This window comes from Polynucleobacter sp., from assembly GCF_018500155.2.
Lineage (GTDB): Bacteria > Pseudomonadota > Gammaproteobacteria > Burkholderiales > Burkholderiaceae > Polynucleobacter.
Genome location: NZ_JAHBAK020000032.1, coordinates 1 through 23,321 on the forward strand (window position 1 = coordinate 1; position 23,321 = coordinate 23,321).

20 protein-coding genes and 2 pseudogenes are annotated in these 23,321 nt (G+C 45.4%); 5 read left to right on the forward strand and 17 right to left on the reverse strand.

The window, feature by feature from the left end; genetic code table 11:
- Positions 1-71, reverse strand: a pseudogene (locus tag KIH43_RS04145) (imidazoleglycerol-phosphate dehydratase); the annotation flags it as partial.
- A gap of 115 nt (positions 72-186) precedes the next feature.
- Between KIH43_RS04145 and hisC the strand changes: the two are divergent.
- Positions 187-1,254: a histidinol-phosphate transaminase gene (gene hisC, locus KIH43_RS04150; protein ID WP_297718054.1), complete on the forward strand. Its 1,068-nt coding sequence runs from the start codon at positions 187-189 to the stop codon at positions 1,252-1,254.
- Here hisC and hisD read toward each other — a convergent pair.
- From hisD to KIH43_RS04230, 16 genes and pseudogenes are all read right to left on the reverse strand, one after another.
- A complete protein-coding gene (hisD, locus tag KIH43_RS04155) occupies positions 1,244-2,557 on the reverse strand; it encodes a histidinol dehydrogenase (RefSeq protein WP_297718057.1) in 1,314 nt (437 codons plus the stop codon). The genes hisC and hisD overlap by 11 nt on opposite strands.
- A gap of 16 nt (positions 2,558-2,573) precedes the next feature.
- Positions 2,574-3,200: an ATP phosphoribosyltransferase gene (hisG, locus tag KIH43_RS04160; RefSeq protein ID WP_296967199.1), complete on the reverse strand. Its 627-nt coding sequence runs from the start codon at positions 3,198-3,200 to the stop codon at positions 2,574-2,576.
- Between the two features lie 31 nt (positions 3,201-3,231).
- Positions 3,232-4,506 (reverse strand): UDP-N-acetylglucosamine 1-carboxyvinyltransferase, encoded by a 1,275-nt coding sequence (murA, locus tag KIH43_RS04165; RefSeq protein ID WP_297718060.1) that lies wholly within the window; start codon positions 4,504-4,506, stop codon positions 3,232-3,234.
- Positions 4,507-4,568: 62 nt separating this feature from the next.
- Positions 4,569-4,817, reverse strand: a complete 249-nt coding sequence (locus KIH43_RS04170) for a BolA family protein (RefSeq protein ID WP_296967203.1) — start codon at positions 4,815-4,817, stop codon at positions 4,569-4,571.
- 49 nt (positions 4,818-4,866) lie between these two features.
- The gene (locus KIH43_RS04175) at positions 4,867-5,667 is read right to left on the reverse strand and encodes an ABC transporter permease (protein WP_297718063.1); all 801 of its coding nucleotides are present in this window, start codon (positions 5,665-5,667) and stop codon (positions 4,867-4,869) included.
- 77 nt (positions 5,668-5,744) lie between these two features.
- Positions 5,745-6,416 (reverse strand): annotated as a pseudogene (locus tag KIH43_RS04180) (ABC transporter ATP-binding protein); the annotation flags it as partial.
- Positions 6,417-6,420: 4 nt separating this feature from the next.
- Entirely contained in the window at positions 6,421-6,678 is a 258-nt protein-coding gene (locus KIH43_RS04185) for an STAS domain-containing protein (protein WP_296967209.1), read from the reverse strand.
- A 25-nt stretch (positions 6,679-6,703) separates the two neighbouring features.
- Positions 6,704-7,336 (reverse strand): ABC transporter substrate-binding protein, encoded by a 633-nt coding sequence (locus tag KIH43_RS04190; protein WP_296967254.1) that lies wholly within the window; start codon positions 7,334-7,336, stop codon positions 6,704-6,706.
- A 60-nt stretch (positions 7,337-7,396) separates the two neighbouring features.
- Positions 7,397-8,110: a VacJ family lipoprotein gene (locus KIH43_RS04195; RefSeq protein ID WP_297718069.1), complete on the reverse strand. Its 714-nt coding sequence runs from the start codon at positions 8,108-8,110 to the stop codon at positions 7,397-7,399.
- 44 nt (positions 8,111-8,154) lie between these two features.
- Entirely contained in the window at positions 8,155-8,637 is a 483-nt protein-coding gene (mlaD, locus tag KIH43_RS04200) for an outer membrane lipid asymmetry maintenance protein MlaD (RefSeq protein ID WP_296967212.1), read from the reverse strand.
- A 21-nt stretch (positions 8,638-8,658) separates the two neighbouring features.
- Positions 8,659-9,456, reverse strand: coding sequence for a lipid asymmetry maintenance ABC transporter permease subunit MlaE (gene mlaE, locus KIH43_RS04205; protein WP_297718072.1), 798 nt, complete (start codon positions 9,454-9,456; stop codon positions 8,659-8,661).
- Positions 9,456-10,304: an ABC transporter ATP-binding protein gene (locus KIH43_RS04210; RefSeq protein WP_296967218.1), complete on the reverse strand. Its 849-nt coding sequence runs from the start codon at positions 10,302-10,304 to the stop codon at positions 9,456-9,458. The genes mlaE and KIH43_RS04210 overlap by 1 nt, the downstream gene beginning before the upstream one ends.
- 10 nt (positions 10,305-10,314) lie before the next feature.
- A complete protein-coding gene (locus KIH43_RS04215) occupies positions 10,315-11,778 on the reverse strand; it encodes a glutamate synthase subunit beta (RefSeq protein ID WP_296967220.1) in 1,464 nt (487 codons plus the stop codon).
- Positions 11,779-11,820: 42 nt separating this feature from the next.
- Positions 11,821-16,566, reverse strand: a complete 4,746-nt coding sequence (locus tag KIH43_RS04220) for a glutamate synthase-related protein (protein ID WP_297718075.1) — start codon at positions 16,564-16,566, stop codon at positions 11,821-11,823.
- 183 nt (positions 16,567-16,749) lie between these two features.
- Entirely contained in the window at positions 16,750-17,454 is a 705-nt protein-coding gene (locus tag KIH43_RS04225) for a transposase (protein ID WP_297718078.1), read from the reverse strand.
- Positions 17,455-17,465: 11 nt separating this feature from the next.
- The gene (locus KIH43_RS04230; protein WP_297718081.1) at positions 17,466-19,802 is read right to left on the reverse strand and encodes a penicillin-binding protein 1A; all 2,337 of its coding nucleotides are present in this window, start codon (positions 19,800-19,802) and stop codon (positions 17,466-17,468) included.
- 119 nt (positions 19,803-19,921) lie between these two features.
- Here KIH43_RS04230 and KIH43_RS04235 point away from each other — a divergent pair, with 119 nt between their 5' ends.
- Genes KIH43_RS04235 through aroB form a run of 4 tightly spaced genes read left to right on the forward strand, consistent with a single transcriptional unit; the run spans position 19,922 to position 23,318 of the window.
- Positions 19,922-20,584, forward strand: a complete 663-nt coding sequence (locus KIH43_RS04235; protein ID WP_297718084.1) for a hypothetical protein — start codon at positions 19,922-19,924, stop codon at positions 20,582-20,584.
- Entirely contained in the window at positions 20,581-21,690 is a 1,110-nt protein-coding gene (locus KIH43_RS04240; protein WP_297718087.1) for a type II and III secretion system protein, read from the forward strand. Before KIH43_RS04235 ends, KIH43_RS04240 begins: the two co-directional genes overlap by 4 nt.
- Positions 21,691-21,702: 12 nt before the next feature.
- Complete coding sequence (locus tag KIH43_RS04245) at positions 21,703-22,227, forward strand: shikimate kinase (RefSeq protein ID WP_296967228.1); 525 nt, start codon at positions 21,703-21,705, stop codon at positions 22,225-22,227.
- An 8-nt stretch (positions 22,228-22,235) separates the two neighbouring features.
- Positions 22,236-23,318: a 3-dehydroquinate synthase gene (aroB, locus tag KIH43_RS04250; protein WP_297718125.1), complete on the forward strand. Its 1,083-nt coding sequence runs from the start codon at positions 22,236-22,238 to the stop codon at positions 23,316-23,318.
- Positions 23,319-23,321 lie beyond the last annotated feature (3 nt).

Sequence of the window (23,321 nt, forward strand, 5' to 3'; positions counted from 1 at the left end):
GTACCATCCAGATTGATGGAAATTTGAATTTTCGTTTCCGAGGTGTTACGTGTGACGTCGGCTTGCCGCATGCTTCATTACGCCGCGAGGCGAAGTGTTGATTGAAGCCTCATAATATCATTCCTACAAGATATTGAAATACCGATCAGACCCGCTTTCTTTCTGAATTAAGTACAGAGAACCCTCATGAGCCGCTTTTGGAGCCCCGTTGTTCAAACCTTAACCCCCTATACCCCAGGGGAGCAACCGCAAATGCAAAGATTGGTGAAACTCAACACCAATGAGAGCCCCTATGGGCCATCGCCAAAGGCACTTGCGGCAATTTGCAGTCAAGCAAGCGATGATTTGCGGCTCTACCCAGACCCAGAAAGCACAGCGCTCAAACAGGCTATCGCCACCTTGCATGGCCTAAACCCAAATCAGGTATTCGTTGGTAACGGCTCAGATGAAGTCTTAGCGCACGTGTTTGCCGGCTTGTTAAAGCACGATAAACCCGTTTGCTTTCCAGACATTACTTATAGTTTTTATCCTGTCTACTGCAAACTATTTGACATTGCATACTCCAATATTCCCCTTGGCAAAGACTTTGAAATTCATCTTGAAGATTACAAACGGCCTAATGGTGGAATTATTTTTCCCAATCCAAATGCGCCTACAGGCAGATCGATTACTCGCTCTGAAATTGAAAAGTTACTAGCGAGCAACCGCGATTCGGTTTTGGTGATTGATGAGGCTTATGTTGATTATGGAACACAGTCATGTATTCCATTGTTAAAGGGCGCTGCCTGCCCAGAAAATCTTTTGGTAGTGCATACCCTCTCGAAATCAAGAGCCTTAGCAGGACTACGCGTGGGCTTTGCAGTAGGTCATGCCACATTAATTGAAGGTTTGGAGCGCGTAAAAAATAGCTTTAACTCTTACCCGCTTGGCCGCCTTGCCCAAGCGGGCGCTATTGCTGCTATTGAGGATCAAGCCCACCTTGAAGAAACGAGCGCAAAAGTTATTCACACTCGCACCAAACTAGTTGATCAACTCAAATTATTGGGCTTTGAAACATTACCGTCTACTGCAAATTTTATTTTTACGCGCCACCCAAAACATGCTGGCGGGAAACTTTATCAGCTCTTAAGGGAGCGCGGCATCATCGTAAGGCATTTCAAATTGCCACGCATCGAAGAATTTTTGCGCATCACTATAGGCACAGATGAGCAGTGCAATGAACTCGTCCTTGCACTGAAAGAAATTATTTCTTAAGTCGCATCTCTGCTGCGCGCGCATGTGCTTGCAAACCTTCACCGTGCGCTAGCGTACTAGCTACCAAGCCCAAAGCCTGCGCGCCGCCCTCACTCACTTCAATCATGCTTGAGCGTTTAATAAAGTCATAAACACCAAGCGGGGAGGAGAAACGAGCGGTACGTGCGGTAGGCAGGACATGGTTAGGACCTGCGCAGTAATCTCCCAAAGACTCACTGGTGTAGTTGCCCATAAAAATTGCCCCAGCGTGACGAATTTTTTCTGCCCATTGACGCGGCTCTAGCGCACAAATTTCGAGATGTTCTGCAGCAATTGCATTGGCAATCTCACAAGCCTCATTCATATCCCTCACCTGAATTAACAAGGCACGATTAACTAAAGAGGCTTCAATCACTTTTGCTCTAGGCATCTCAGGCAACAAGCGATTAATGCTCGCTTGAACTTGATCGATAAATTTGGAATCTGGACAAAGCAAAATAGATTGCGCTTGCTCATCATGCTCTGCTTGTGAGAATAGATCCATGGCAACCCAATCTGGATTGCTTGATCCATCACAAATTACCAAAATCTCTGACGGGCCGGCAATCATATCAATGCCGACTATTCCAAACACTCTTCGCTTTGCTGCAGCAACATACGCGTTACCAGGTCCAACGATCTTGTCTACAGAGGGAATGGTCTGGGTACCGTAGGCTAGCGCTCCAACAGCCTGAGCTCCTCCAATCGTAAAGACACGATCTACGCCAGCAATAAATGCAGCGGCCAATACCAATGGGTTGCGTGCGCCATCAGGAGTTGGCACCACCATGACCACCTCAGGAACGCCAGCGACCTTTGCGGGAATAGCGTTCATCAATACCGATGATGGATAGGCCGCTTTACCGCCAGGCACATATATTCCTACGCGGTCTAACGGAGTGACCTTTTGACCAAGTCGGGTTCCATCCGCCTCTTCATACTCCCAAGAGTGGCATCCGGCTTCAATCTTTTGCTTTTCATGATACGCACGCACTCTTTTTGCTGCGATATCCAAAGCATTTTTTTGTTCGGGCGCTAGAGATAAGTAGGCTCGCTCCAAATCATGACGAGAAATTTCTAGATCAGCAACGCTGGATGCATTTAGCCGATCAAATTTTTGTGTAAGCTCAAGAACAGCGCTATCGCCTTGATCTTTTACCGCAGACAAAATTTTGACTACCGCCGCGTCAATCGCCTGATCATCAGCCATGGGCAAAGAAAGACTGGATAGCAGTATTTCTTTGAAACCTGCATCCTGACTATTAAGGCGTTTTACTTTAGCCATCACCAATACGAATGGGTTATTTCAACAACTCAAAAATCGGTTGCAATAAAGCACGCTTCCGCTTGTAGGACGCTTGATTGACAATCAAACGGGCGCTGATATCAGCAATTGGCTCAACTTCCACTAAGTGATTTGCTTTTAATGTGCTTCCAGTAGATACCAAATCCACAATAGCATCGGCCAATCCTACTAAAGGCGCCAACTCCATAGAGCCATAAAGCTGGATCGTGTCGATATGTACACCTTTATTTGCAAAGTGCTCTCGTGCGCAATTGACATACTTCGTTGCCACCTTTAAACGAGAACCCTGCTGAACGGCTGCTGCATAGTCAAAACCCTCACGCACAGCAACAGACATGCGGCACTTGGCAATATTGAGGTCAAAAGGAACATATAAACCATCAGTACCTTTTTCCATTAAAACGTCTAACCCCGCAACACCAAAATCAGCACCTCCAAATTGGACATAAGTTGGCACATCGGATGCGCGCACAATAATCAAACGCACATCAGGGTTTGATGTCTCGATAATTAATTTGCGAGATTTCTCAGGATCCTCTTTTGGCACGATGCCAACCTTGGCGAGAATCTCTGCGGTTTCTTCGAAAATACGACCCTTTGAGAGGGCTAAAGTCAATTTCATGACTTTATTATCACTCAGATACGGCGCTCAGTTACTTGATACGCTCAATGCGAGCGCCCAAGCGAGTCAACTTCTGCTCCATGCGGTCATATCCACGATCCAGATGGTAAATCCTATCCACCTGCGTTTCTCCTTGCGCAGCAAGCCCTGCTATGACCAAGCTAGCTGATGCACGCAAGTCTGTTGCCATGACTGTTGCACCAGAAAGCTTCTCTACCCCCTGTGCAATCGCGGTATTGCCCTCAATCGCAATATCTGCACCAAGGCGATTGAGCTCTTGTACGTGCATAAAGCGGTTCTCGAAAATTGTTTCAGTAATGGTTGAAGAACCACTAGCAACCGCATTGACAGCCATTAATTGAGCCTGCATATCTGTTGGAAATGCAGGATATTCAGAGGTACGAAAACTCACTGCCATGGGTCGAGTCTGCATGGTTGCCTTGATCCAATCGGACCCCACTTCCATTTGCAAACCCGCTTCTTTTAATTTCACCATGACTGCATCTAGAGTATCTGGGCGGCAATCCTGGATAAGGACTTCACCCCCCACTGCAGCTACAGCACACAAAAAAGTACCTGCTTCTATACGATCAGGAATCACGGAGTGTTCAGCACCGTGTAATTTTTCAACACCTTCAATGACCAAGCGATCAGTGCCAATCCCAGAAATCTTTGCGCCCATCTTGACCAATAATTCTGCTAGATCACCCACCTCTGGTTCGCGCGCAGCATTCTCCAAAGTCGTGGTACCGGATGCCAATGTTGCGGCCATTAATAAATTTTCTGTACCAGTCACCGTGATCATATCGGTCAATATTGAGGCGCCCTTTAAGCGCTCTGTCGGCGGCTTAGTTTCAGCTTGAATATAGCCACCTTTGATTTTGATGCTAGCGCCCATCGCCTTTAAACCCTTGATGTGCTGATCGACTGGACGAGCACCAATGGCACAGCCACCAGGCAAGGACACCTTGGCGCTATGCATTCTTGCCAGCAGAGGGCCCAAAACTAAAATAGAAGCGCGCATGGTTTTTACCATCTCATACGTAGCTTCGGAACTTTTGATCACAGCCGCATTGAGAACCACATGATTGCGGTCATCCTGATCTGGAAAGATTACCTCTACGCCAATTTCTTGCAAGAGTTTGAGCATCGTTCGCACATCTTGCAAGTCAGGCAAATTACGCAAAACTATAGGCTCATCAGTCAAAAGACAGGCGCACAAAATTGGTAATGCGGCATTTTTAGCTCCGGCAATTTTGACCTCGCCTTTAAGAGGGGAGCCGCCTACCATTCGTAATTTATCCATGAACCAATTCCAGTCAAAACGCTTCTAAAGTGAATTTCAATCTTTAATACCCCTAACACTCATTAAGTGCCGGCATTCTTATCAAACTCTTGTGGTGTGTAGGCCTTAATTGATAGTGCATGTACTTCCGCTTTCATACGATCGCCCATTGCCCCATAAACCAATTGATGACGTTGAATTAAACGTTTGCCCTCAAATGCTGGGCTAACAACGGTAGCAAAAAAATGCTGTCCATCACCCTCTACCTGAATGTGGGTGCACTCGATACCTTGTTTGATGTAACCCTCTATTTGCTCAGGGGTTGGCAACATAAGTTTCTCCTAACAAAGCGAAATATAACAATCTATCTGGTTTAACAATTTAATGACGTAACTTATAGCCTTTTTGCAACAAGCGTAAAGCTATAGCTGAAACCATGACAAAGAAACACAACACGATCGCCAGACTACTCCATGGGGAAACATCTGATACCCCAAAAAATCCAAATCTAAATCCATCGATCATGTAAAAAAATGGATTGAAGTGCGATACCACTTGCCACGCGGGGGGCAAAGAATGAATTGAGTAAAACACGCCTGAAAGCATCGTGGCCGGCATGATGATGAAATTTTGAAAAGCCGCTAATTGATCAAATTTATCAGCAAGGATTCCAGCAATAAGGCCAAGACTTCCCAATATGGCGGCGCCCAAAAAGGCAAATGCCAGTATCCATAGCGGGTACTCTAGCGAGGGAACTCCAAACCATAGGGTTATGAAAAAGACCCCCATCCCCACCACAATCCCCCGAAATACTGCAGCCAAAATGTAAGCAGCATAAAACTCAAAGTGACTTAAGGGGGCTAATAATACGAAAACTAAATTCCCTGTAATTTTGGATTGAATGAGTGATGACGAAGTATTGGCAAACGCGTTTTGCAAAACACTCATCATGACCAATCCTGGTATCAAGAAGGCGGTGTAACTCAAGCGACCATATACTTCTTTACCATCCAATACATGCCCAAAAATCATCAGATACAGAACGGCAGTCAACACTGGCGCTGCAATCGTTTGAAAAGCAACCTTATAAAACCGTTTTACCTCTTTAAATAAAAGAGTAGGAAAGCCACTGCCATACTCTAATTCAGGCTTTGATAGCGCTTTATTAGAGATATTGTTCAACGAATATCTCCCGACATGATGTTAACGAACACCTCTTCAAGATCGGTCTTGCCATCACCATTCTTTTTGTGAGACCCATAACGAGCCAGTAAATTTGCTGTGGTATCTAACGCGACAATCTTTCCCTGTTTTAACATCGCAATGCGTTGACACAGGGCTTCAGCCTCTTCTAGATAATGGGTAGTGAGCACGATGGTGTGGCCATCTTGATTAAGACGACTAATAAATTGCCACAAGGATTGACGAAGCTCCACATCAACACCTGCAGTTGGTTCGTCTAAGATGATCACTGGAGGCCTGTGAACCAGCGCTTGAGCAACCAATACCCTTCGCTTCATGCCACCAGATAGGGCGCGCATATTGCTATCGGCTTTGGAGGTGAGATCAAGGTTTGCCATGATTTCATCAATCCAAGCGTCATTATTGCGAATGCCAAAATATCCGGACTGAAAACGCAAGGTCTCACGAACAGTAAAAAAGGGGTCAAAAACTAACTCTTGCGGAACTACACCCAGCATGCGGCGCGCCTCACGAAATGCACTCTGCACATCCGAGCCTAAGATAGCTGCATGACCCTTATCAGCCTTTACTAGTCCTGCCAATATTGAAATCAATGTTGTTTTTCCAGCGCCATTAGGCCCTAACAGCCCAAAAAATTCACCGGCCTCAATCGTCAGGGAGACATCATCCAGAGCTTGTAAAACCCCATACTGTTTTGAAATATTTTTTACTGAAATTGCTGAATGCATACTTCTAAATACCAAGCAATCCGGAGACGCCGTAAACATTTGCCAATACTTTCAGTTTTTCAGGTGGGCGTTCAACCTTCAACGTCATGCCATCAGCTTGTAGTCGTTTTTGCCATGCTAACAAAACCGCTAAAACAGTGGAATCAAAATCCTTTAAGTCAGAGCAATCAATCACCTTCAATGCAGCAAGATTGGTTAAGCCATCTCTCTCCAACTGCATAGCATTCGCTTCCGTAACAATTGCTGGCAGATGAAAATGCATATTTGAATTCTGTAGGTAAATGAAATTACTTAGCTGTTGCTAACTGCTTATTGCGGTCTTGTAAAAATTTCACCAAACCTTCAATTCCATTCTGACTGATCTGATTTGAAAATTGGTTGCGATAAGCCTCAATTAACCAGACCCCCATGATATTCATGTCATAGACCTTCCAGCCTTTATCGGTCTTCTCCAACCGATAGTCCAATGGCACAGGATCTCCGCGCCCCAGCACTACAGTTTTCACTACCACCTCTTTATCGTCAGGGGCAGCACGTAATGCTTTGAATTGCACAGTCTGATCGCGCAACTGACTGAGCGCACCAGAATAAGTACGAATCAATAAATTCTTAAATTCCGTGGTCAATTGCGCCTGCTGCTCAGGGGTAGCTTTTTTCCAATTGGGCCCCATTGCCATTTCGGTGGTGCGCCGCATATCGGTGTAAGGAACAATCTTTTTCTCAACTAATTCGACGATTTTGGGAATGTTTCCTTTTTGGATTTCTGGATCTTCCTTGACTGAAGCCATTACCTCTGTCACCACCATTTTGATCAAAGCATCAGGGGGCGTAGATTGATCAGGTGTTTGCGCAAAAGATGAAGATGCAGCGACCATCAAAACCATCAATAGGTATTTAGAAATCCATTTGCAATTCATCATCTTTAGTCCACTTGGCAATATCGGTATATAAGAGCTCATTTTAGCTCTTCAAGCCAATGTTTATTGGTATGGGTTTTCGTATACCGGCATTTGAGGTTCTTCGCCCTCACGACCCTCATTAATCTGATACTCGCGCCTCTGAATATACGCATCCCGCATAAAACTGTACTTATCAATCGCGGCGCCATCCAGTAGATCGCCGGCTTCATAGTAAGTATTGCGTGCGTTGACAACGCGCAAACCTGTGACGCTATTCCTGAGCGCAACATCAGGCAAAAATCTAAATAAATAGTCTGACTCAAGATCAGCAACGGTACCAAAAGCATCACGTACGTTGCTTGGGCCAAAGAAAGGAAGGACAACGTAAGGGCCTGCTGGTACACCCCATACACCCAGCGTTTGACCCCAATCTTCCTTGTGCTTCTCTAATCCACCGGGAGTGGCGAGATCTAACAAACCGCCAAGACCCATCGTGGTATTGACTGCCACACGCATTAAATCATTGAATGCGTAATCTAATCTTCCCTGCAATAAATTAAATAATGCTGTGTAAATATCGCTGTAGTTGCTAAAAAAGTTATAAATTCCCTGCCGAACAAATTCAGGCAATATAAATCGGTACCCGGCAACGACGGGTTTAAGTAAATATGCGTCAAGTCCTTCATTAAATTCAAAGACTGATCGATTAAAGGATTCCCAAGGATCATGCGGAGAGGGTTCAACGCCCGCCGGAATGGATGCGCAGCCCACCAATGCAGTGGTCGCAACTAGCAAGACAACTCTCTTTATCTTGCTATAGAGCCTTACTGCTAACAACATTATTTTGCTGTGCTCTTTTCTTGGCCGCTATCTGCTGCCTTGTTATACAAAAATTGACTAATCAAGCTCTCAAGAACAATCGCTGACTGGGTTTGGGTAATCTTCTCTCCATTAGCCAACATATCATCAGATCCACCAGCTTCAAGCCCAATATATTGCTCACCTAACAATCCGGAGGTCAAAATTTTTGCAGAAGAATCTTTAGGAAATTTATAAGATTCATCGATGGTCATTAGCACAGTGGCTTGATATGTTTTGTCATCAAAAGAAATGCTTGCAATGCGCCCTACAACTACGCCAGCACTCTTTACTGGGGCTCGTGGTTTCAAGCCACCAATATTGTCAAAACGTGCAGAAATTTTGTAGGTGGGTGCAAATGAAACGGCGTTCATATTTCCCACTTTCAATGCAAGAAATAATGCCGCCAACAAACCCATGGCAACAAAAATTCCTACCCATATATCAATCGCGCTTTTTTTCATCAGAGCCTCAGTTTATTCTTTCTAATTTGAAAACATCATTGCGGTTAGCAAGAAATCTAGTGCCAACACCGCCAAAGATGAAATCACTACCGTACGAGTAGTAGCCTGTGAAACGCCCTCTGGCGTTGGTTTTGCTTCATAGCCTTGATATAAAGCTATAAAAGTGACGGCCACCCCAAATACCAAACTTTTAATCAACCCATTGCCAATATCAGAGAAGAGATCAACCCCACCCTGCATTTGGGACCAAAAAGCCCCGGAATCTACGCCAATCAATGGCACACCTACAAAATAACCGCCCATCACCCCTACAGCAGTAAAGATTGTGGCCAAAAGGGGCATTGAAATAATTCCTGCCCACAGCCGTGGTGCAATCACTCTACCCACAGGATCAACCGCCATCATTTCCATAGCCGTTAGTTGTTCACCCGCTTTCATTAAACCAATTTCTGCAGTGAGCGAGGTGCCGGCACGCCCCGCAAATAAGAGGGCGGTAATGACAGGTCCCAGTTCACGTGTTAAAGACAAAGCGACCAACAAACCGAGGGCTTGTTCAGATCCATAACGATTCAAGGTGTAATAACCCTGAAGACCCAAAACAAATCCAACAAATAAACCTGATACAGCAATAATCACAAACGAATGATTGCCAACAAATAAAATTTGATCAATGACTAGACGCGGCCTACGCAATAAAGCGCCGGATCGCAAAAGCACTGCAACAAACATGCGTGCAGCAAGACCAAGGCTAGTGAGATTACGTCGAACAAAAAATCCAAGATCGCCGAAAAGATTTAGCAATGTCTGAAGTGCAGTCATTAAGCCCTCACTCCAAAATCATCCTCTAGGCTTTGTCCTGGATAATGAAATGGCACTGGACCATCGGGGGCAGCATCTAGAAACTGTCTAACAAATGCATCCGTCGATCTTCTTAATTCTTCCGGAGTACCTTGTGCGCCAATGCGTCCATTCGCAATGAAATAAACGTAATCGGCAATTGCAAAAGTCTCTTCAACATCATGCGTCACCAATAAACTCGTCGCGCCCAGAGCATCATTGAGATCCCTAATAAGGCGCGCGGTTATTCCGAGAGAAATGGGGTCTAAACCCGCAAAAGGCTCGTCATACATGATCAAAGGAGGGTCTAGAGCAATTGCTCTAGCCAAGGCAACACGTCTTGCCATGCCCCCAGAAATTTGCGACGGCATTAAATCTCTTGCGCCACGCAAACCCACAGCATTGAGCTTCATCAACACTAATGAGCGCAATAACTCTTCACTTAAATCAGTATGCTCACGCAATGGGAAGGCAACATTCTCAAAAACATTAAGGTCAGTAAACAAGGCGCCGAACTGAAAAAGCATGCCCATACGTCGACGTGCTTTCATCAATTCATGGCCATTCATTTGGCCAACGTCTTGACCTTCGAATAAAACCTGACCCGCTTGAGCAGTAAATTGACCGCCAATCAAACGCAGAATAGTCGTTTTGCCACAGCCTGAACCACCCATGACCGCAACCACTTGACCGCGGCGAAATTCCATATTGAGGCCAGACAAAATCTGCCTTTCGCCAGGGGCATAGGAAAAGTTGACGTCCTGAATAGCAACGACAACTTCACCTGTAGGCTTTTTTGTGTCCAATTGACCTGGTATGGAAGCGTTCATATCCCCGATATTATCGAGGTAAAACGGATGACCCCATTAAATACTGGTCTACTGCCTGTGCACATTGACGACCTTCGCGAATTGCCCAAACCACCAAGGATTGACCACGACGCATGTCGCCAGCTGCAAACACCTTAGGCACATTTGTTTGATAAGCAGTTTGACCATCAACGGTTGCTTTAGCATTTCCACGCGCATCTTTTTCAACACCAAACGCGTTGAGTACTTGCTGCACTGGTGAAACAAAGCCCATAGCCAACAACACTAAATCTGCCTTGATCTCAAATTCAGAATTTGGAACTTCAGACATCTTTCCGTCCTTCCATTCCAAACGAACGCCGATTAATTTTTCTACCTTACCGTTTTTGCCCTCGAAACGTTTTGTCCCGACAGACCAATCTCGCTCACATCCTTCTTCATGCGAAGAAGAGGTACGCAACTTGGTTGGCCAATATGGCCATACTAATGGCTTGTTCTCGACTTCAGGCGGCTGCGGTAGCAATTCAAATTGTGTAATTTTGGTAGCGCCATGACGATTAGAGGTACCAACACAATCAGATCCAGTATCACCACCACCAATAACAACAACATGTTTACCAGTGGCGCGAATCTCGTTCTTTAAATCTCCTGCATTCTCTTTATTTTGAGGAATCAAAAATTCCAAAGCAAAATGCACACCATCTAATTCACGACCCGGAACAGGAAGATCCCGTGGCTGCTCAGCGCCCCCGGTAATCACAACTGCATCAAAATCCTTCATCAACTGCTCAGGAGAAACTGTCTTGGTGGAGTAATTTTTAACTTCAGCACCAATAGCTTCTTTGCCAACAAAAACACCTGTTTCAAACTTCACGCCCTCAGCTTGCATCTGCTCAACGCGGCGGTCGATCAGCCATTTCTCCATTTTGAAATCAGGAATTCCGTAACGAAGTAAACCACCGATGCGATCATTCTTTTCAAATACCGTCACATCATGACCAACACGGGCCAACTGTTGAGCCGCCGCCATACCAGCAGGGCCACCACCAACAATTGCTACTTTCTTACCAGTTTTTGTTTTGGATGGCTGTGGTTTTACCCAACCACTTTCCCAACCCTTATCAATAATGGCATGCTCAATCGACTTGATACCAACCGGTGCACGATTGATGCCCAAAGTACATGCGGCTTCGCAGGGTGCCGGGCAAATACGTCCGGTGAACTCTGGAAAATTATTGGTTGATTGCAAAACATCTAATGCATTTTTCCAATCGCTATGGAAAACCAAATCGTTGAAATCTGGAATGATGTTATTCACAGGGCATCCGTTATTGCAAAACGGGATGCCGCAGTCCATACAACGCGCACCTTGAACTTTTGCTTCTTCGTCAGTTAAAGCGGCTACAAACTCTTTGTAGTGATGGAGACGTTTGGCAGGCGCTTCGTATGTTTCATCAACGCGCTCAAACTCCATAAATCCAGTGACCTTACCCATATCTAATCCTTAGTATCTTTTCTTAATGTCCGTCTGTATTAATTAAGCCGCTACGGCCTTCTTTTGCGCCTTTTCCCAAAGCTCACCCAGAGCACGCTTGTACTCAGTAGGGAGAACCTTCACAAAACGACCGCGGGCATTTTCCCAGTCAGCCAATATTGCTTTAGCGCGTTCTGAACCGGTATAGCGGAAATGACGCTCAATTAAGCTCTTCAAGATTTGCTCATCGGTTAAGCGCTCGCCACCATCCTTCACATCGACTGGAGCATGCCATTCGGACTTTGGAATCTTGCTGTTTTGCTCAGCAGTCGGCAAGACTTTTTCTAAAGTCGCCATACTGGTATTGCAGCGTTTATCAAATAAACCATCTTCGTCATACACGTATGCAACCCCGCCACTCATACCTGCAGCAAAATTGCGGCCGGTAGTACCCAGCACGACGACAGTACCGCCTGTCATATATTCACAACCATGATCACCAGTACCTTCTACAACAGTCGTGGCGCCAGAGTTACGAACTGCGAAACGCTCGCCTGCCACACCATTAAAGAACGCTTCACCAGCGATAGCGCCATACAAAACAGTGTTACCAACAATAATGTTCTTAGAAGTGTCGCCACGGAATTCATGTGGTGCACGAACAATGACGCGCCCGCCTGATAAGCCTTTGCCAACATAGTCATTGCCATCACCCACTAAATCCAAAGTAATACCTCGAGCTAAGAAAGCTGCAAAACTTTGACCAGCAGTTCCATTGAGCTGAATATGAATTGTGTCGGCAGGCAAACCTGCATGGCCATAACGCTGCGCCACTTCGCCCGAGAGCATAGCGCCAACAGTACGGTTCACATTCTTGACCGGAACAATGAAAGAAACTTTTTCGCCGCGCTCTAGCGCAGGCTCACTCTTCTCAATCAAGATATTGTCGAGTGCATTTTCAAGACCATGATCTTGCGTAAGCACTTGATAGCGAGGCACATCACTTGCTACTTGTGGCTCAGCAAAAATCTTACTGAAATCTAAACCATGAACTTTCCAGTTCTCAATACCTTTGCGGGTATCAAGTAAGTCAACGCGACCAATCAAATCATCGAATTTACGAATGCCCAATTGCGCCATGATTTCGCGTGCTTCTTCGGCAATAAAAAAGAAGAAGTTCACAACATGCTCTGGCTTACCAGAGAACTTTTTACGCAACTCAGGATCTTGGGTTGCCACACCAACCGGACAAGTATTGAGATGGCACTTACGCATCATGATGCAACCCTCAACAACCAATGGCGCTGTAGCAAAACCAAACTCATCGGCACCCAACAATGCGCCAATCACAACATCGCGCCCCGTCTTCATTTGGCCGTCAGCCTGAACACGTATACGACTACGTAAGCCATTCAGAACCAAAGTCTGCTGCGTTTCAGCTAAACCAAGCTCCCATGGAGAACCAGCATGCTTGATTGAAGAAAGTGGTGAAGCTCCAGTACCGCCATCATGACCAGCAATCACCACGTGATCAGCTTTTGCTTTCGCAACACCAGCAGCAACAGTGCCAACACCAACCTCAGAAACCAACTTCACAGATACATCAGCTTTTGGATTGACATTCTTTAAGTCATGAATTAACTGAGCAATATCTTCAATTGAGTAGATATCATGATGTGGAGGTGGTGAAATTAGGCCAACCCCCGGAACGGAGAAGCGCAATTTACCAATATAGTCAGATACTTTTCCACCTGGCAATTGACCGCCTTCCCCAGGCTTTGCACCCTGTGCCATCTTGATCTGCAATTGATCGGCAGAACGTAGATATTCAGTAGTGACACCGAAACGTCCTGAAGCAACCTGCTTAATCTTAGAGCGCAAGGAATCGCCATCTTCTAGCGGGATATTTGCCTCAACTACTTCACTACCCAAAATGCTAGATAGGGTTTCACCTTTTTTGATCGGAATACCCTTAAGTTCATTGACATAACGATTGGGATCCTCGCCACCCTCACCGGTATTGGACTTGCCGCCAATACGATTCATTGCAATCGCTAAGGTTGCATGCGCTTCAGTGGAAATTGACCCTAAAGACATCGCACCAGTCGCAAAACGTTTCACAATTTCTTTTGCGGGCTCAACTTCATCTAACGGAATTGCTTTGCTTGGATCAATCTTGAATTCAAACAAACCGCGCAAAGTCATTTGACGCTTAGTCTGATCGTTGATGATGTTGGCATACTCTTTATATGTCTGGTATCCCTTATCGGAACCAATACGTGTGGAGTGCTGCAACTTGGCGATAGTATCGGGAGTCCACATATGGTTCTCGCCGCGAATGCGGAATGCATATTCTCCGCCTGCATCGAGCATATTAGTGAGCACTGGATCATTACCAAAAGCGGCGCTATGCATACGCAAGGCCTCTTCAGCCACTTCAAATACGCCGATACCACCTACATTTGATGGGGTGCCTTTGAAGTACTGATCAATGATGTCGCGATTTAAACCAATTGCTTCAAAAATCTGTGACCCGGTGTAAGACATATAAGTAGAGATGCCCATTTTGGACATTACTTTTTGCAAGCCCTTGCCAACCGCTTTGACAAAATTCTTAACCGCTTTTTCACCTGATAAATCACCCGACAAACCCTTAGCCATATCCACTAAGGTTTCCATCGCAAGGTATGGGTGAACAGCTTCTGCTCCATAACCTGCTAGCAATGCAAAGTGATGCGTTTCACGCGCACTACCGGTTTCTACAACGAGACCCACGCTGGTACGCAAACCTTTTTGAACCAAGTGCTGATGAATTGCTGATGTTGCGAGCAATGCTGGAATAGCAACGTGCTTCTCATCAACCTGTCGATCGCTAACGATCAAGATGTTGTAGCCAGAACGGACTGCATCTGCCGCTTCGGCACATAAGGATGCTAAGCGCGCCTCGATTCCTGCTTTGCCCCATGCGGCGGGATAGCAGATATCTAATTCATAAGAACGGAACTTGCCATTGGTGTAATGACCAATATGACGAATCTTGGTGATGTCATCAAAATCCAAAATAGGCTGACTGACTTCTAAACGCATTGGTGGATTGATGTTGTTCGTATCCAGTAAATTGGGCTTTGGTCCAATGAACGAAACCAACGACATCACCATGTTTTCGCGAATCGGATCAATCGGAGGATTGGTCACTTGCGCAAACAATTGTTTGAAGTAGTTATAGAGCGGCTTATTCTTATTTGAAAGGACAGCCAATGGACTGTCATTACCCATCGAGCCAATTGCCTCTTCACCATTCATAGCCATCGGAGCCATGAGGTACTTGATATCTTCCTGGGTATAGCCAAATGCCTGCTGACGATCGAGCAATTTAGCCGCTGGACGAATAGTCGTTTTTTCATCAACGAGATCAACCTTGCTGGCGTCTACCTCATCCAATTTCACGCGCACCGCATCGATCCAACTCTTGTATGGCTTTGCCTTTGAAACAGCATTCTTTAACTCAACGTCATCAATGATGCGACCTTGCTCCATATCGATCATGAACATCTTGCCTGGCTGCAAGCGCCATTTTTGTACGATCTTGCTTTCAGGAATAGGTAGTACGCCAGCTTCTGATGCCATGATGACCAAGTCATCGTCGGTAACGTAATAGCGTGCAGGGCGCAAACCATTGCGATCCAGAGTTGCGCCAATTTGACGACCATCTGTAAATGCCATTGCAGCAGGACCATCCCATGGCTCCATCATCGATGCATGGTATTCATAAAATGCACGACGATTGTCATCCATCAATGTATGCTGTTCCCACGCTTCAGGAATCATCATCATCATCGCTTGTGCCAATGGATAACCTGACATCACCAACAATTCGAGACAGTTATCAAAGCATGCTGTGTCTGATTGGCCTGGATAAATCAATGGCCAAAGTTTTTGTAAATCATCTCCAAGCACTGGCGAACTAATTGCGCCCTCACGAGCGTTTACCCAATTAACGTTGCCTTTCACTGTATTAATTTCACCATTGTGGGCAATCATGCGATATGGGTGGGCTAACTCCCATGCGGGGAATGTATTGGTTGAAAAACGTTGATGCACAAGGGCTAAAGCCGAAACAGTACGGGGGTCTTGCAGGTCTTGATAGTAGGCACCTACTTGATTTGCCAAGAGCAATCCTTTGTACACAATTGTGCGCGCTGACATCGATGCAACAAAATATTCCTTGCCATGCTTTAAATGCAAATCTTGAATAGCGTGACTAGCTGTTTTACGAATGACATACAACTTGCGCTCAAGTGCATCAGTAGTCATGATGTCACGACCACGGCCAATAAAAATTTGTCGAATGAATGGCTCAGTCATGCGAACAGTTGGCGACATCGGCAACTTCACATCAATCGGAACATCTCTCCAACCCAAAACCACTTGGCCCTCTAAACGAACTGTCCGCTCAAGTTCCTGTTCGCATGCAAGTCTTGATGCATGCTCCTTAGGCAAGAAAATCATGCCAACACCGTATTCACCGAGTGGCGGTAATGTAACGCCTTGTTTTGCCATTTCTTCGCGATACAAGGTATCGGGAATCTGAATCAGGATTCCGGCACCATCACCCATCAATGGATCTGCGCCAACGGCACCCCGATGATCCAAGTTCTCCAAAATCTTTAAACCTTGAGAAACAATCTCATGGGATTTTTTTCCCTTGATGTGCGCGACGAATCCTACGCCGCAAGCATCATGCTCATTTTGGGGATCGTATAGCCCTTGAGCGATTGGACGAAGTGAGGTTTGATTTTGTGTAGTCATAGTGTTTCTCGAGGCTAGATGGGCCTAATTTCTTTTGGAGGATCAAATATAGGTGAATACCCATACCGATGCAATAGAAATAAAATGAGTCTGTCCCATTTATTTTAGGTTAGCACCAAGTTGTTTTTATAAATTGGGGACAGAGTCGTTGCTATATGCAACGCTTCACCCCATACCTAGACCCTATCTCACTGAATCTAAAGGATTTAATTTTCTTGGGCGCCCTCTATGGCGAATTTTGGTAATTTCTGGAGTTTCTTTGAAAAGCTTTTTTGCGTATATATCGCTAACCCAGGGTTTGGAGCGTATCAAGGATTCTGTAATTTGCCGATCCTCCCAATGGGGGGCCCCTTCCTTTACAAAATCTGACCATCTCATTTGTCTTTCAAAGGGGGTATTGCCCAGCTTCCAAAAATAAGGGTGGTCTACCAGCCAGGGCTCACCATTACCCCCAATATGTGTTGCAAAACTAGTCCAAACAGAGTCTTGGGGACTCGATTCAAATCCTGCTCTTACAGGATTTAATTCAATGTAGCGCTGACAACGCAAAAAGTAATCTGGATCAATTAAAGAAGAGCGGTATCTACCTTCCCAGATGGTGCCCGATCGATGATGTTGTTGATTAAAGTACTGGGCATACCTGCGCCCCAAAGACTGCATTGTTTTAGCCAACGAATCTTCATTTTGCGGAGTTAACAATAAATGTACGTGATTTGGCATTAAGGCAAATGCATGTACAGCACAACCAAATTGCCTAGCGGCATCACGCAACCAATCCAAATACACTTTCCGATCATCGGCACCAAAGAAAAGTGTTTCGCGATTATTGCCACGCACCATGACATGCATTGCTTGGCCTGGAATAACAGTGCGCGCTTGCCGAGCCATGACGTATCGAACTACTGTAGTTCGCGCACTCCACTGCCACGAGAAAACTCAGGGATAAACCAATCACCGTCAGCTTGAGTTACCCCCTCAGGTGGAACGCGCGACTCCTGTGGAACATCTTTCAATGCAGTCGTCATATAGGAGATCCACATCGGTAGTGCAAGACCGCCACCAGTTTCACGATCACCCAAGCTAGCTGGTTTATCAAATCCAATCCAAGCAATCGCAACTACTTTGGGGTTATATCCAGCAAACCATGCATCATGTGATTCATTCGTGGTACCTGTTTTACCTGCAATATCGCCTCGCCCTAACTTCGCTCTCGCAGATGCTGCAGTGCCCGTTTTAGTAACCTCTTGCAACATACTATCCATTACAAAAGCAGTGCGCGCATCTAGAACGCGTGGGGCTCCATCGCCAACAGTAACGGGCTTGGCTTCAAAAAGAATATTGCCTTTTGAGTCCACCATTTTGTCAATTAAAAATGGATCTACTTTATAGCCACCATTAGCAAAGACACTATAAGCGGAAGCCATTTGCAATGGTGTTACCGAGCCCGCGCCCAAAGCCATTGTGAGATATGGCGGGTGTTTTTCTGGTTCAAATCCAAAACGTTGAATATATTCTTGAGCATACGAAGGCCCTATTGCGCGAATGATGCGAACCGAAACTAAATTTTTCGATTTCGCCAAGGCATTGCGTAAGCGCATCATGCCATCATATTTGCCATCATAATTTTTTGGCTCCCACGCTTGGCTTCCTGTCTCGAGACTACCGATCGATAGTGGTGCATCGTTGACCATAGTGCTGGGGGTGAAACCTTTTTCAATCGCAGCAGCATAAATAAAGGGCTTGAATGAAGAGCCTGGCTGACGTAATGCCTGAGTGACGTGGTTGAATTGATTGCGACGGAAATCAAACCCGCCAACCAAAGAAAGAATTGCGCCGGTTTCAGCATTCATAGATACAAATGCAGCTTCCACTTGTGGCAGCTGAGCCAATTTCCAAATACCACCATCGGACAGCAATCTAACAATCGCTCCGGGTCGAAGTCGTTTTTTTGGTTGAGTGCTATCTGTTAAAGAGGCTGCAGCCAATTTCATACCATCACCCTTAATGGTGATGGTGTCTCCAGTAGAAATCATCACTTGCATCTCTTTTGGCTTCACATCTAAAACCACACCAGACTGCAGATCATCTAACTGGGGATAAGCCAACAATGCTTCATCAATTGCGCGCTGGCGTTTAATTGGATCCTCAGGTAAATCTATAAACCCTTCAGGACCTCGATACGCATGACGTAGGTCATACTCGAAAATTCCACGCCTCACTGCCTTATAGGCTGCGTCTTGATCGGCCTTCAAGATGGTGGTGTAGACATCAATTCCTTGAGAGTAAATCGCTTCACCATATTGAGTAAATAACAATTGCCGAACCATCTCAGCAGGAAAATCTGCTCGAATAGCAAACTCGTTGCCAAGACCACGAATATGCAATTCTTCTGCCATCGCCTTTTGATAATCATCACCAGTGATGTAACCAAGATCGCGCATGCGTTGCAAAATATATTCCTGACGAATCTTGGCGCGCCTGAAATTGGTTACCGGGTTATAAGCTGAGGGGGCTTTTGGCAAACCCGCCAACATCGCAGATTCAGCGATCGAAATATCTTTTAACTCTTTTCCAAAATAAATTTGTGCTGCACTCGAAAAACCATATGCGCGTTGACCCAAGAAAATTTGGTTCATGTAAATCTCTAGAATTTTGTCTTTTGTCAGTTGAGATTCAATTTCCCAGGCCAACAAGACTTCATAAATTTTGCGACTAAAGGTCTTCTCATTACTTAAGAAGAAGTTACGCGCCACTTGCATCGTGATGGTCGAGGCGCCTTGAGAAAGGTGCCCGCGTAAGTTGGTAGCGGCTGCCCTCAAAATACCGACATAATCAACGCCACCATGAGAATAGAAACGATCATCCTCAATTGCTAAGACAGCATTTTTCATGCTGGCAGGAATTTCACTTAACGGAATCACCTTGCGACGCTCTTCACCAAACTCTCCGATCAAGACCTTATCGGCGGTGTAAATGCGTAATGGAGTTTTAGGGTTGTAATCAGTTAAAGCAGAGATTTTTGGCAAATTCGGTTTGGCCACCAAAAATGCGTACCCCATTAATAAAGTCACCACCAGAGCAAGCACCACCCCAATAATGAGCAGCGCTTTTACTAATGGGTTTCCTGACGATTTACGTGGCGAGCGTGGGTCTGCACGATATTGACGTGGACGTCTGTCGAGCTGACGAATAGGACGCTGATTAAACGTCGGCTTGTCTTTTGGGGGAAGCGCCATAAGAGCAAATTATAGGGTGCCTAGGTAATTTGCCTTAAAGCTCCAAAACCCTTGTTTTCTGACAGATCATTCAATCAAAACTGATCGTTTTATATCCCCTGTCTTCCGAAAATAGGGGCATGCCAAAACGCCATATCTCCCCTCAGTCTTTTGATGATATTTTGACCGAGCTTGGGGATGATCCGGCGATCCCAGACCCCCATGGATTTCGGAAACCCGCTACCCCAGATGCACAACCCAAAATTGCATTGGCCCCTACGCCCCCTGTTTCGATAAACCTGAAAAAGTTCGGCCCTTATGTTGGTCTTGGTGTTGGGGTTGTGGCCTTAAGTATTGCCATATTTATAGGCCTAGAAGTGATGAACATGCAGGCCGGCACTCATATTGCAAGACTTGAGCAAGAAATGGTTGCCCTTAAAAATGAGACTCAATCTTTGCAAAATGAAATTTTAGAGATAGAGGATTCTCTTTATGATTCAATTGATGAATTAAAAGTAAGTATTCACTCTTTTAATAAAAATAGAGTGATTTCCAACCAAAAACCAAAGGCTGAGCCCATTCCTTTTCTCACTGAGCTTCGTCATTGGCACTATTTGGGCGTTAGCCAAGTAGGCAATCAACAAAAAGCTTTTTTTCAAAATGGGAAGGAAACGGTCATGCTTGAACTGGGGTCGATTGCCCTTGGAGAGTGGAAACTGACAAGCGTGCATCGAGAGTACGCAATCTTCACTCACCCCAAAGCTAGCAGCCCCCTGACCATCAAACCCAAAAAATCCGAATGATCACTCGTTTCAGCGTTTCAATTCATCCATTCTTTTTTGCCCCCATTCTTGTATTTTTGTTAGGAATACCGTCAAAGGTGGCGTGCGCACGAGATACCTTGTTAGAAGCGCCCATCAGCTTGCAGTTTGCTGATATTGAAATCGTTGAACTTCTACAAATCCTCGCCAAATTAGGCAATGCTAATTTTTTATTAAGCGAGTCGATTAAAGGCAGGATGAACGTTGACCTAACTAATACGCCTTGGCAAATTGCCTTGCATTCCATACTAGCGAGTCGTGGCTTACGTTTAGTGAGAAATGGCGATATTTACTGGATTGGCCCCTATGCAGAAATTAATGCATTCCAAAAACATCGTCGCGATGACGCCGCACTTCCATTTGGAGGAGACCATATCAGCAGCCCTCGACAGATTTTGATTGAAGCGCGCATCGTGGAGGCCGATGAACGCTTTGCTAGAGAGCTCGGTGCAAAGTTAAATTACCAGACCCATCAGCACCATAGCGATACAAATAAGAAGGATGGTGCAAGCTTTGACCTAGGTGGATCGGGGCTAAATGGCTTTCATCCCGTAGGCGTGGCAGCTACACTCCTCACCAAAAGTGCCAGCCAACTTCTCCAACTCGAATTATCCGCACTAGAGACAGAAGGGCAAGGAAAAATTCTTTCCAATCCTCGCATCATGACTGGGGATCAAGTGAAAGCCACCATAGAGCAAGGAACCGAATTGCCCTATCAAATAACTTCGCAAAACGGGAGCAAATTGCAATTTAGAAAGGCGAACTTGCGTTTAGAAGTGCTTCCCAAAATTCATCCAGATGGGACCGTTTCCATGCTAGTAGGAATCAATAAGGACACGATAGGCATGAAAACAGAGCAAGGGTACGCTATCGACACAAAAAGCTTGAGCTCAGAAATTACTGTCGAAAGTGGTGGCACTGCCATTATTGGAGGTATTTTCCAGACCACTGAACGCGAAGATGAAGTGAAGGTCCCCCTATTGGGTGACATACCCCTGCTTGGCGCTCTATTTCGCCATAAATCGAAATTAAAAGATAAAACAGAACTCTTGGTCTTTTTAACTCCCACCATTCTGAACAAACCCTAATAAAATCGGAGAGTGAACTCTTCAACCAACAACATCTTTTTAATCGGCTTAATGGGCGCCGGAAAATCGACCGTTGGTAAAGTGCTAGCCAAGAAATTAGGGCGTCGTTTTTTAGATGCTGATCACGTCATTGAAGAGCGCTGTGGAGTAAAGATTCCAGTGATCTTTGAAATGGAAGGCGAACAAGGATTTCGCAAGCGTGAGGCTCAAGCTATACGCGAAATCACCAATGAAAAAAATATCGTGCTAGCCACCGGCGGTGGCGCAGTGCTGCTACCCGAGAATCGGAAAGCATTAAGTGAACATGGTGTAGTGATCTACCTGCATGCCAATCCTATTGAGTTATGGCATCGCACTAAAGGGGGTGAGGGTCGCCCATTACTACAAAATGGTGATGCAAAAAAAATCTTAGAAAATTTATATGCGATTCGTGATCCGCTGTATCGTGAAATCGCAGACCATGTGATAGAGACAGGCAAGCCCAGCGTCAATCAGTTGGTCAATACATTAATTATGCAACTTGAACTTTCTAACTAATATTTATGATGAAAACTTTGAAAGTTGATCTTGGTGATCGCAGCTACCCAATCTATATAGGAACAGATCTTATAGATCAGCCTAAGCTATTTAATGCCTGCGAAAAAGCAACTTCTATTTACATTGTTACCAATACCACTGTAGCGCCTCTGTATGCACAACGGCTTACCAAAACATTAGAAACTTTTGGTAAGCCTGTGAGAACCATTGTTCTGCCCGATGGTGAATCTTTTAAAGACTGGAAAAATCTTCAGCTCATTTTTGATGATCTTCTTAAATTTGGCGCAGACCGCCAAACTATGCTCATCGCCCTGGGTGGTGGCGTCATCGGAGACATGACGGGCTTTGCCGCCGCCAGCTTTATGCGTGGAATTCGCTTTACACAAGTACCCACGACTTTGTTGGCACAAGTAGATTCATCCGTGGGAGGTAAGACCGGCATCAATCATCCTTTAGGAAAAAATATGATTGGAGCCTTTCATCAGCCTGTTGCTGTGATTGCCGATTTGAACACTTTAAAAACACTGCCTGCACGCGAACTTTCTGCTGGTTTGGCGGAAGTCATAAAGCATGGCGCAATTGCTGATGCTCAATTTCTCGATTGGATTGAAGCAAACGCAAAATCCTTATTGGCTTGTGATACCGATGCCATGAGTCATGCAGTACTGCGTTCTTGCGAAATAAAGTCTGCCGTTGTTTCTGCCGATGAAAAAGAAGGTGGTATTCGTGCAACTTTAAATTTCGGCCACACCTTTGGTCATGCTATCGAAGCAGGAATGGGTTATGGGGAGTGGTTACATGGGGAAGCCGTTGGTTGCGGCATGGTGCTTGCAGCTGATCTGTCCTGCAGGCTTGAATTCATCAGCAAAGCTGAAGCTGAGCGCCTCACTAATATTATTCGATCAATGAACCTACCAATCGCTCCACCTAAGTTTGGTGCCACTAGATATATGGAATTAATGCAGGTGGATAAAAAGACGGAGGGAGGCCAGATACGCTATGTCGTTCTGGAAAAAATGGGGAAAGCGCAAATAAGAAGTGTTCCCGACTCTCAAGTAATGGAGACTTTAAACGCTACTGGCGCAGCCTAAAAA